Origin of the sequence: Bradyrhizobium sp., assembly GCF_019244115.1 — a bacterium.
Lineage (GTDB): Bacteria > Pseudomonadota > Alphaproteobacteria > Rhizobiales > Xanthobacteraceae > Bradyrhizobium.
The window spans coordinates 1-10602 of sequence record NZ_JAFATE010000911.1 but is presented as its reverse complement, the minus strand read 5'-3'; the positions used below and the strand labels follow the sequence as shown (position 1 = coordinate 10602).

The following is a 10602-nucleotide window of genomic DNA, read 5'->3' as shown; positions in this document are numbered from 1 at the left end:
GGACAAGAACAGCGACGTGCGGCTGATGGGCTTTGGCCACAGAGTCTACAAGAACTACGATCCGCGCGCGAAAATCATGCAGAAGATGTGTCACGCGGTGCTGAAGGAGACCGGCCACGGCGACGATCAGATGCTGAAGGTCGCACTCGAGCTCGAGAAGATCGCGCTGCACGACCAGTATTTCATCGACCGAAAACTCTATCCGAACGTCGACTTCTATTCGGGCATCACGCTGAAGGCGATGGGTTTTCCGACCTCGATGTTCACCGCGCTCTTTGCCGTCGCCCGCACCGTCGGCTGGATCAGCCAGTGGAGCGAGATGATCGAGGACCCGCAGCAGAAGATCGGCCGTCCGCGTCAGCTCTACACCGGCGTCGGCCGCCGCGATTACGTGCAGATCGACGCGCGGAAATAAGCCGCGGCTTCAAATCGCAGGAATGAGAAATCCCGCCTGACGACCATCGGGCGGGATTCTTTTTGCGATCGAGCGTAGCGAGCGTAGGGTGGGCAAAGGCGCGCAGCGCCGTGCCCACCATCCCTCCGCGCGTTGTCGGCAATAGTGGGCACGCTTCCGCCTTCGCTCTTTGAGCTCCGGCGGACAAGGCGCCTAGTCCACCCTACAAACTGCTCCACTCATCCTACACGACTGCCATGACACATCTGGACGTAATCCGAGAGATACGACGAAAATTGGCGTTTGACGGGCCGCCGCGGGTCCGCGCTGCCGACGATTTCGCCACTGTGACGCTGCCCGAACGCGACTGCGACGCGCTTCGTGATTTGCTGATTGCCGAGAGGCCGGCCACGGTGATCGAGATCGGCCTTGCTTATGGCAGCTCGGCGCTGGCCATCGGCGAGGCGCTGATTTCGGTGGGCGGTGATCGGCACGTCATTCTCGATCCGTTCCAGGATAGCGAGTTTCGTGATGCGGGCTGGGACGTGATCCGCTCGGCGCGGTTGGATTGCGTCGCGACGTTGCTGAGAGAACGATCCCAGATCGCGCTGCCGCGGCTTGCCGCGGAGGGGATGTCGGCGGATGCCGCGTTCGTCGACGGCAGTCACGTGTTTCACAACGTGTTTGTCGACCTGTATTACCTGCAGACGATCGTACGGCCCGGCGGGTTGATTGTTCTCGACGATCATTGGTGGCCCGGCGTCGCTACGGCGGCCCGCTATTTCGAGACCAATCTGGGCTGGCGACCCTATGCGGTTGCGAACGGCACGCCGGGACGACTGCGTGCGCTGCGGCTACCCGATCCGCCGGTACAGCCGAGCTTCAAGGAGCTGACGCCGTTTTGGCCTGCAGCATGATGAGCGAACTGGAGAACGTCCATTGCGTCGGCGTCCCAGGCGGACACCGCCTGAGCGATCCTGTCAGAGGCGTAGCTCCATGAAAAGGCTGACAGTGCGTAGGGTGTGCAAAGGCGCACTTGCGCCGTGCCCATCATCTTTCCGCATGTGCTGTCCGCAATGGTGGGCACGCTGCGCTTTGCCCACCCTACAGATCTTTACAGCATACGCTCAACTCCCCCGCCAGCCCTTGCGCATGGTCGCCAGCACGATGTCGGCGGCGCGCACGCTCGGAGAGGCGTGCCCGCTCGACATGATCGCATCGAGCGTCGCGAACGCTTCGCACTGGCTGCGGCGCATCGCCGAATCCGACAACAGCTCGGACAGCGCCTGCGCCAGTTTCTCCGGCGTGCAGTTCTCCTGCAGAAATTCCGGGATCACCTCCTTGCCGAGCACGAGATTGGCGAGGATCACCGTGTTCACCTTGATCGCGCGGCGCAGGACGAACGCCTCCGCCGCGCCAATACGATAGGCGGTTATCATCGGCACGCCGGATAGCGCGAGCTCCAGCGTCACCGTGCCGGATTTTGCGAGCGCGGCATGCGCGATCCGGAACGCGGCGCGCTTCTCGGCCTCCCCGATCACGATGGTCGGCACCACCGGCCAGTTCGCGATGCCGGCGAGGATGACGGCCTCCAGATGCGGCATGGTCGGCAGCATCACCTCGAAGTCAGCGCCCTGGCCGCGCAGGCGGTCGAGCGCCGCACCGAAGACGCCAAGATGATGCGCGATCTCGCTGCGCCGGCTGCCCGGCAGCAGCAGCACGATCGGCGGCGAACCGTCGCGCCGCGCCTGTTCCTCCGCATTCGGACGCAGTCGGTCGATCTGCTCGATCAGCGGATGGCCGACATAGCTGCAGGGCGGCCCGTTCAGCCGGCGATAGGCGTCGGGTTCGAACGGCAACAGCGCCAGTACATGGTCGACATAGCCACGCATCGCCCGTGCCCGGCCGGGCCGCCAGGCCCAGACGGTCGGCGAGACATAGTTGACGATCGGGATCGATGGATCGCGCGCGCGCACGCGGCGGGCCACGCGATGGGTGAAATCGGGACTATCGATGATGACCAGGATGTCGGCGGACGCGTTCGTGACCGCCTCGGCGGTCTGCCGGATCAGCCGCAGCAGTTTTGGCAGCTGGCGCAGTACGGCCGCGAGCCCCATGATCGACAGCTCCTCGATCGGAAACAGCGAGGTTAGTCCCTCGCGCGCCATCGCCCGCCCGCCAACGCCCTCGAAGGTGACGGCATCCCCGAGCCGCTGCCGCAGCACCTTCATCAGCCCGGCGCCCAGCCGGTCGCCGGATTCCTCCGTCGCGATCAGAAAGATTTTCCGGGCGACATGACCTGTGGGGCTGCGCGCCATCACGCCGGCAGACCGGTGACGAAGATGCCCGCCGCGTCGGCGGCCTCGATGGTCGGCTGCGGTTCGGCCAAAACCGTGTTGCCGGCGATGACGGCGATCCCGGCGAGCCTTGCCTTCGATGCCCCCTCCACCGTCCGCGCGCCGATGGTCGGCAGATCGTAACGCAGGTCCTGGCCGCTCTTTGGCGCCTTGACCAGCACCCCGCGTTTCGACGGCGCGCGAATGCGGCCGAGCGCACGCAGGTTGACGATCCGCGCGAGCAGCCCGTCGGTGCCCTCGATGTCCTCGATTCCCACGACGTGGCCGTCGATCACGACCACGGCCTGCCCGATGTCGAACGGGCTCAAAGCGCGCAGGAGCTCGCGGCCGAGCGCGATGTCGTAGGAGGACTGCTCGTCTACCTTGATGTTGGTCAGGCTGCCCTCGGGCATCAGCACATCGGGGGCGATATCCTTGATGCCGACCATGCGAAAGCCGTCCCGCTCGAGGATGCGGCCGATGCCCGACAACAAATGATCGTCGCCGCCACGGAACGCCGACCACACCTCGTTGATGACGCGGAGCGTGCCGAGGTCGAGCCGGATCTCCGAGAGCGCGGGACGCACCAATGAGCCGATGAACAGCAGATCGCGGCAGCCCTCGGCTCGAAACAGTTTTTTGGCGCGGCCGATCTGGCCGATCGCGATCCAATGATGGCGATAGCGTTCAGCACGTGCGGGATCGCAAAGGCCTCTGAGCGCAAAGACGACTGGCGTCAATCCGCGCTTGATCAGGGAATCGGCGACCGCGAAGGGCATCACCCCGCCCGCCGCAATCAAGCCGACGGGTGATATGACTTTTGTGTCCCCATCGGTCATGATGCCCTGTATCAAGCTTTGCCGCTGTCGGGAAGACACAATGGCCGATGCTTGCCCTGCGCGATGAAGTGCAGGATTTCAGCAATCGCCGGATCGTCCTTCGCCATCGCCTTCGCCCGCTCGAGCCGCTCGGCAAACATGCCCTCACCGTGGAACAGCGCCTGGTAGAATGAGCGCACGGTTGCGATCCGTTCGCGCGTGAACTTGCGCCGCTTCATTCCGATCAAATTGAGGCCTTCCAGTGCGGCATATTGACCGTTGACGAGACCGTAGGGGATCACGTCGCCACGAACGCCGCAGACCCCGCCGACCATGACCCCCGATCCGATCCGGGTGAACTGGTGCACCGCCGACAGTCCGCCGATGTAGACGAAGTCGCCGATCTCGCAATGGCCGCCAAGCGTCGCCGAGGTCGCGAAGATCGCGTCGTTGCCGACGAAGCAGTCATGTCCGACATGGCTGTTGTTCATGAAGAAGCCGCGCTCGCCGACTTTCGTCAGCCCACCGCCCTTGATCGTGCCGACATTCATCGTCACGCCCTCGCGGATCGTGCAGTCCGCGCCGATCTCGAGCCGCGTCGGCTCGCCGCGATAACCCAAGTCCTGCGGCGCCCCGCCGAGCACGGCGAACGGCGAGATCGTGCAGCCGGCGCCGATCGTGGTGTGCCCCATCACCTGTACATGGGATGTCAGGCGGCAATTGGCACCGATCACGGAATGCGCGCCGACGATGCAATAGGGGCCGATGACCGCGCCATCGCCGATGACGGCGCCGTCTTCTACGCGCGCGGTGGAGTCGATTGCAGTCATTGTCGCCTCAGTCGGTCAGCATCGCGCCGACATCGGCTTCCGCGACGGTCGTGCCCCTGACCTTGGCGTCGCCATGGAACCACCACATGGTCTTGCGGCGGCCGATGGAGCGCATGTGATATTCGATGGTGTCACCGGGTTTGACGGGCTTGCGAAACTTGCACTTGTCGATGGTCAGGAAATAGACCGCGCGCGGCTTCTCGGTGCCCTCGACCGATTTGATGCCGATCACGCCGGCGGTCTGCGCCATCGCCTCGATCATCATCACGCCGGGATAGACCGGTCGCTCGGGAAAATGGCCGAGAAAGCAGGGTTCGTTGAAGGTCACGTTCTTGATGCCGATGCCGCTGTAATCGGTCCGAATGTCGATCACCCGATCGATCAGCAGCATCGGATAGCGATGAGGAAGGGTTTTGAGGATGTCATCGATGTCGACCTCCGCAAACCGGACCGCTGCCGCCTCCATCACCCCCGCCCCTCGCCCTTCGGATCAACAGCGGCATCGCGCACCAGCCGCTCCACGGCGATGATCTCGCGGAACCATTGCTTGGTCGGTTTGGCGAAGTGACCGCCCCACCGGCCGTTCGGCGGAATATCGTCCTTGACCGCGCTCATCGCCGTGACCTGCGCCCCGTCGCCGATCTTGAGATGGTTGTTGATGCCGACTTTCGCACCGAGCGCCACGTTATCGCCGATCGTCAGACTGCCCGCGAGACCGATCTGAGCCGCAAGCAGGCAATGCCGGCCGATGGTCACATTGTGACCGATCTGAACCTGATTGTCGATTTTGGTTCCTTCGCCGATCACGGTATCGCGCAGGCTACCACGATCTATGGTTGTACCAGCACCGATCTCGACGTCGTTCTGAATCAGGACCCGCCCCGTCTGCGGCACCTTGAGGTGCCCGTCGGGCCCAAAGAACAGAAAGCCGTAGCCGTCCTGCCCAAGGCAGCAGCCGGGATGGATCAGCACGTTGTTGCCGATCAGCGCGCATTGGATGACCGTGCGGGCGCCGACATTGCAATCCCTGCCGATCTTGACATTGGCACCGATGATCGCACCCGCGCCGATCACGGTTCCCGCGCCGATCTCGACATTGGCGCCGATCACGACGAAGGGCTCGACGATGACATCGTCCTCGAGCCTCGCTGAGGGATCGATGATCGCGGAGGGGGCAATGCCGGCACAGCCGAACCAGGAATGCGGCCGCAGCGCGTCGCGATGCCATTCCCGCGCGACCAGCACGAAGGCCCTGAACGGCTGGGCCACGCGCAGCACGGCGACATGGGCCGGCACGCCCTTCTCGAAGCGCGGGCTGACCAGGCAGGCGCCGGCCTTGGTCGCCGCGAGCTGATCTGCGTATTTGAGATTGTCGAAGAACGTCAGATGCATCGGCCCGGCCTCGTCGAGCGAGGCCAGCCCTTTGATCTCTTGGCCGGCCCGCGCGGGGTCGGCCAATTGCGCCTTCGTCAACGCGGCGATGTCAGCCAGCGTCGACGGAGGCGGTTGCTCGAAGAATGTCGGCTGCGCCATTCCACCCTTCGCAGTCCGGTGAGCACGCAAGGTCAGAACGATGTACCGCCGCCAAACCTGAACTGCTGCACGCGGTCGAACTGGCCCTTGGTCAGTGGAATCGCGTAGTCGAAGCGCAGCGGCCCGAACGGCGATGCCCAAACAAGGCCGACACCCACCGAAGTTCGGACCACCTTATTGTCGTCGAACACCAGTCCGGTGCAGGTTCCCGCAGTCGGCGGGGTCTGGGTCGGACGGATACAGTTCGAGTTCTGCGGCGTCGTCAACTCGCTGGTGGCGGTCCAGGTCGTCGGGCCCTGGTAATTATACAGACCACCGGCATCGGCATAAACCGCGCCCTTCAGGCCCACTTCCTTGGGCAGGAACCAGAACGGCATCTGCATTTCCAATGACGCGCCCCAGTACTTGGTGCCGCCGATCGCATCCTGGGTTCCAAACGGGTTGATGTCGCGCGGACCGATGCCGTTGGGCGCAAAACCGCGGACCAGATTCGGACCCATCTGGAAATGGTCGAGCATGCGAAGTTCGGTATTGCCGACCTTGTTGAGAATACCGCCCTGCAGGTGAACGATGCCGACGATGTCGGAGACCAGCGGGGTGAAGTATTTTGCGTCGATGGCGCTCTTCAGGTAGCTGACATTGCCACCGAGCCCGGCGAAATCCTGCCGGAAGTCGACCAGCAGACCTTCGGTCGGGTTCTTGTTGTTGTCGAGCGTGTTGTAGTTCAGCGAGTAGCCGATCGCCGACGTGATCGACGCGCCCTGTGAGAGCTCCTTACGCACCGGCAACGATGCTTCGCCATCGCTGAAGCAGAACAGGCCCAAGCCCGTCGGGTCGACGGCGCCATTCGCACCATTCGCCTGCACGAAAGCCGGTGTCGGATTGAACGGAAGGAAGTTGTTACCAACCTGGGAGCCGCCGATGGTGTTGTTACAGTTCGCGAGAGTCTGCGGCAGCGTGATCTCCTGCCGCGTGATCGAATAGCGCAGCTGCAAGGACAGATCCTCACGCAGCTGGAAGCCGAGCCGCGGGCTGAAGCCGAGTGTCTTGGTGCCGTACGCGATGAAGTTGTTGGCGAGCTGCTGGCGCTGATACAGGTCCAGACCTAGTGCGACCCGATAGTCGAGCAAATAAGGCTCGACGAAGGACAGCGCGTAACCGCGTGCGAATTGGCCATAGGTCACGGACGCCTTGGCGAACAGGCCGCGGCCGAGGAAGTTGCGTTCGGAGATGCTGACTTCAGCCAGCGCGCCGTCCGTGGTCGAGTAGCCGCCCGACACAGAGAAGTCGCCGGTCGATTTCTCCTCCAGGTCGACGATCAGCACCACGCGGTCGCTCGATGAGCCCGGCTCGGTCGTGATCTTCACGCTCTTGAAGAAATCCAGGTTCTTCAGCCGCCGCTCGGCGCGGTCGACCAGGGCGCGGTTGTAGGCATCGCCCTCGGAAATGTCGAACTCGCGGCGGATCACATAATCCCGCGTGCGGGTGTTGCCTCTGATGTTGATGCGCTCGATATAGACGCGCGGCCCCTCGTCGACGGCGAACACCACCGAGACGGTATGGGCGTCAAAGTTGCGGTCGCCGGTCGGATGCACCACGGCAAAGGCAAAGCCCCGCCGCGAGGCTTCGATCTGCATCTCCTCGACCGATTTCTCCAGCGCTTCGACGTTGTAGAGCGAACCGACACTGACCCGGGAGAAGGCGCGCAGTGCGTTGGGATCGAGGCCGGCAATGGTGGACCGGAAGTCGACGGCGCCGACGCGATACTGCTGCCCTTCCTCGATCTTGAAGGTCACCAGAAAGCCCTTGCGCTCCGGATCGTATTCGGTGAGCGCGGCCACCACCTGCACGTCGGCATAGCCGTTTTTCAGGTAGAAGCGCCTGATCAGGTCGCGGTCGGCCTCGACCCGGTCGGGGTCGTACACGTCGTTGCCGCCGAGGAAGCTCAAGAGGTTTGATTCGTGGGTCTTGATGACGTCCTTGAGGCGGTAGGACGAAAAAGCGACATTGCCGACGAACTCGATCACCTTGACGCCGGTCTTGGGCCCTTCCTGGATCGTGAAGATGAGGTCGACCCGGTTGTTCGGCTGCTCGATGATCTCGGGCGTGACGTGCACGTCATAGCGGCCGGAGCGGCGGTAGATTTCCGCGATTCGCAGCGCGTCCGACTGCACCATCGGACGCGACAGCGTGCCGCGCGGTTTGGACTGGATTTCGGTCGTGAGCTGCTCGTCCTTGACCTTCTTGTTGCCCTCGAAGGCAATGCGGCCGATCACCGGGTTTTCGACCACGGTGACCACGATCTTGCCGCCCGGACGGCTGATCTGCACGTCCTGGAACAGACCGGTCTCGATCAGGGCCTTCAGGCCGTCGTCGACCCGCCCGGCATCCAGGACCCCGTTCGGGCCCGGCTTGAAATAGGAACGAATGGTGTCGGCCTCCACGCGCCGGTTCCCCTCCACCACGATAGAGGAAGCCGACTGGGCAGCCGCAGGGGTAGAAACGATCGCAGCCGCCAGCGAGACGGCCCCCACCACCGCGAACATGACCAAGGCGGCCCGCAAGCCCCCCCACACTCGCATTCCAAACTTCATGCGCCACGCGCCCTTGTCATTCCAATCTCGGCCCAACCCCCCGTCGGACCGACAGATTCCCATCGTTGGCTTCGCTTGTAGCCAATTTTACGAGTGTGGCAAACGCTGGAGGCCTGTGTAATTCCAATTTCATTCCAAGACGTTGCCCATTGGCAACGTCACAAAAAAGCCGCGGTCAGGACGCCGCCAGATGCAGGATATCGTTGTAGGTTGCAAACACCATCAGCATCAGCACCAAACCCAGCCCGATTCGGAACCCCATTTCCTGCGCGCGCTCCGAAAGGGGCCGTCCGCGAGCCGCTTCAACAGCGTAAAACAACAGGTGACCGCCATCGAGCAGCGGAACCGGGAACAGATTCAAGAGCCCAATAGAGATCGAAAGTACTGCTGCAAGGTTAATGAGGGCCGCAAGACCGATGGTTGCGACCTGTCCGGAGATCTGGGCGATTCGCAGCGGTCCGCCGACCTGATCGGCCGCCTCCCGGCCGGTGAAAATACCGCCGACATAGGCGAGCGTCCGGTCGATCACGAACCAGGTTTCCTTCACCCCGAGCCAAACGGCCGTGGCCGGGTCGACCCTTTCCGTCAAAATTTCGCCGGCCGCGGTCTCATGCGTGATGCCCAGAATGCCCTGCCGGTGAGCATTGCCGAACTTGTCCTTGATGGTGCGCTGTTCCGGCGTGCCCTCCAGCTGAACGGTCGTCTCGCCGCGCTTCACCGTGAAGCTCATGCGTTCGCCGGCACGGGTGCTGACAATACGCTGCATATCGGCAAAGCCGTCGATCTTGGTGCCATCGATCATGGTGACGATATCACCGACCTGGAACCCGGCCGCCGCCGCCGCGCTGTTCGCCTCGATCTTGTCGACCCGCGCCGAGGTGCTCGGCTTGCCAAAGAAGGTGAACATGCAGGCGAAGATGACGATCGCCAGAACGAAATTGGCAATCGGCCCGGCCGCCACGATCGCGGCCCGCGGTCCGACCTTCTTGTGGTGAAAACTGTGCGCCTGTTCCTCCGAGGTCATGTGCGACAGGATCTCGGCCGACGGGGTCGAGGCCTCCGTGTCGTCGCCGAAGAATTTGACGTAGCCCCCGAGCGGAACGGCTGAAATCTTCCAGCGTGTGCCGTGGCGGTCCGTGAAGCCGAAAAGCTCCGGACCGAAGCCGAGCGAAAACGTCAGGACTTTCACGCCCGCCCAGCGCCCGACCAGGAAATGGCCGAGCTCGTGGAAGAACACCACAATGGTCAGAACAAACAAAAACGGGACCGCATAGCCGATGAGCCCATGGCTCAACGTGTTGAAACCATGAAGAAAAGCTTCGGACATCCGATTTCCCCTAAGCTGGGCCGGAGGCCCTGTCCCAACCCTTAAGATGCCTTTGAGGCAATTTGAGGCAAGAGGGTGGCGGCGCGACTTCGCGCGACATTGTCAACGGTAATGGCATCGTCGGCTGACGACAAGGGCGACAGATTGCCCGACCTCGTCCACTCCTCGAGCGTCGCCTCGACGAGCCGGGCAATGGCACCGAATCGGATCTTGCCGGCGGCGAATGCGGCCACCGCGACCTCGTTGGCCGCGTTGAAGACGGTGGTTGCACCGCGGCCCGTCCGCAAGGCTTCGTACGCCAGCCGCAGTCCCGGAAATCGCTCGAAATCGGGTGCTTCGAAGGTCAATTGCCCGATCTTGGCCAGATCGAGCTTGGCGGCCGGCCCCATGATTCGCTCCGGCCAGCCCAGGCAATGGGCAATCGGGGTGCGCATGTCCGGGGTTCCGAGTTGCGCGACCACGGAACGGTCCGAGAACTCGACCATGCCGTGGATGATCGATTGCGGATGCACGAGCACGTCGATCTCGTCAGGCGTGAGCGTAAAGAGATAAGACGCCTCAATGACTTCGAGGCCCTTATTCATCATCGACGCGGAGTCGATGGTGATCTTCTGCCCCATGCTCCAGTTCGGATGTTTCAGTGCCTGTTCGAGCGTCGCCTCTTCGATGTCGCGGGCAACCCAGGTGCGGAACGGGCCGCCGGAGGCGGTGATGATGACGCGGACGAGTTCCTCACGATTGCCGGAGCCGAGCGCCTGAAACAGCGCGTT

Annotated in this window: 9 protein-coding genes and 1 pseudogene; 2 read left to right on the top strand and 8 right to left on the bottom strand. The window is 63.2% G+C overall.

Annotated features, from left to right (window positions below):
• On the top strand, window positions 1-415 hold a 415-nt coding region (locus JOZ76_RS37795; RefSeq protein WP_291706459.1), incomplete at its 5' end, for a citrate/2-methylcitrate synthase.
• Between the two features lie 275 nt (window positions 416-690).
• Entirely contained in the window at window positions 691-1311 is a 621-nt protein-coding gene (locus tag JOZ76_RS37790; protein WP_291706458.1) for a class I SAM-dependent methyltransferase, read from the top strand.
• Window positions 1312-1521: 210 nt separating this feature from the next.
• Here JOZ76_RS37790 and lpxB read toward each other — a convergent pair whose 3' ends face one another.
• The 8 genes and pseudogenes from lpxB to JOZ76_RS37750 all read right to left on the bottom strand — a co-directional run.
• Window positions 1522-2712 carry a lipid-A-disaccharide synthase gene (lpxB, locus tag JOZ76_RS37785; RefSeq protein ID WP_291706457.1) on the bottom strand — a complete coding sequence of 397 codons (1191 nt, stop codon included), beginning with the start codon at window positions 2710-2712 and terminating at the stop codon, window positions 1522-1524.
• On the bottom strand, window positions 2712-3569 hold the full coding sequence (locus JOZ76_RS37780) for an LpxI family protein (protein ID WP_291706456.1): 858 nt from the start codon (window positions 3567-3569) through the stop codon (window positions 2712-2714). Before JOZ76_RS37780 ends, lpxB begins: the two co-directional genes overlap by 1 nt.
• 11 nt (window positions 3570-3580) lie before the next feature.
• On the bottom strand, window positions 3581-4378 hold the full coding sequence (gene lpxA, locus JOZ76_RS37775; protein WP_291706455.1) for an acyl-ACP--UDP-N-acetylglucosamine O-acyltransferase: 798 nt from the start codon (window positions 4376-4378) through the stop codon (window positions 3581-3583).
• A gap of 7 nt (window positions 4379-4385) precedes the next feature.
• A complete protein-coding gene (gene fabZ, locus JOZ76_RS37770) occupies window positions 4386-4844 on the bottom strand; it encodes a 3-hydroxyacyl-ACP dehydratase FabZ (RefSeq protein ID WP_291706454.1) in 459 nt (152 codons plus the stop codon).
• Complete coding sequence (lpxD, locus tag JOZ76_RS37765) at window positions 4844-5911, bottom strand: UDP-3-O-(3-hydroxymyristoyl)glucosamine N-acyltransferase (RefSeq protein ID WP_291706453.1); 1068 nt, start codon at window positions 5909-5911, stop codon at window positions 4844-4846. Before lpxD ends, fabZ begins: the two co-directional genes overlap by 1 nt.
• 32 nt (window positions 5912-5943) lie before the next feature.
• Window positions 5944-8505 carry an outer membrane protein assembly factor BamA gene (bamA, locus tag JOZ76_RS37760; RefSeq protein WP_291706452.1) on the bottom strand — a complete coding sequence of 854 codons (2562 nt, stop codon included), beginning with the start codon at window positions 8503-8505 and terminating at the stop codon, window positions 5944-5946.
• Between the two features lie 175 nt (window positions 8506-8680).
• Window positions 8681-9832 carry an RIP metalloprotease RseP gene (rseP, locus tag JOZ76_RS37755; protein WP_291706451.1) on the bottom strand — a complete coding sequence of 384 codons (1152 nt, stop codon included), beginning with the start codon at window positions 9830-9832 and terminating at the stop codon, window positions 8681-8683.
• Between the two features lie 41 nt (window positions 9833-9873).
• Window positions 9874-10602, bottom strand: a pseudogene (locus JOZ76_RS37750) (1-deoxy-D-xylulose-5-phosphate reductoisomerase); the annotation flags it as partial.

Coding starts and splice junctions, on each gene's coding strand:
- lpxB (WP_291706457.1), bottom strand. CDS start 2,712: ATGGCGCGCAGCCCCACAGGTCATGTCGCCCGGAAAATCTTTCTGATC.
- JOZ76_RS37780 (WP_291706456.1), bottom strand. CDS start 3,569: ATGACCGATGGGGACACAAAAGTCATATCACCCGTCGGCTTGATTGCG.
- lpxA (WP_291706455.1), bottom strand. CDS start 4,378: ATGACTGCAATCGACTCCACCGCGCGCGTAGAAGACGGCGCCGTCATC.
- fabZ (WP_291706454.1), bottom strand. CDS start 4,844: ATGGAGGCGGCAGCGGTCCGGTTTGCGGAGGTCGACATCGATGACATC.
- lpxD (WP_291706453.1), bottom strand. CDS start 5,911: ATGGCGCAGCCGACATTCTTCGAGCAACCGCCTCCGTCGACGCTGGCT.
- bamA (WP_291706452.1), bottom strand. CDS start 8,505: ATGAAGTTTGGAATGCGAGTGTGGGGGGGCTTGCGGGCCGCCTTGGTC.
- rseP (WP_291706451.1), bottom strand. CDS start 9,832: ATGTCCGAAGCTTTTCTTCATGGTTTCAACACGTTGAGCCATGGGCTC.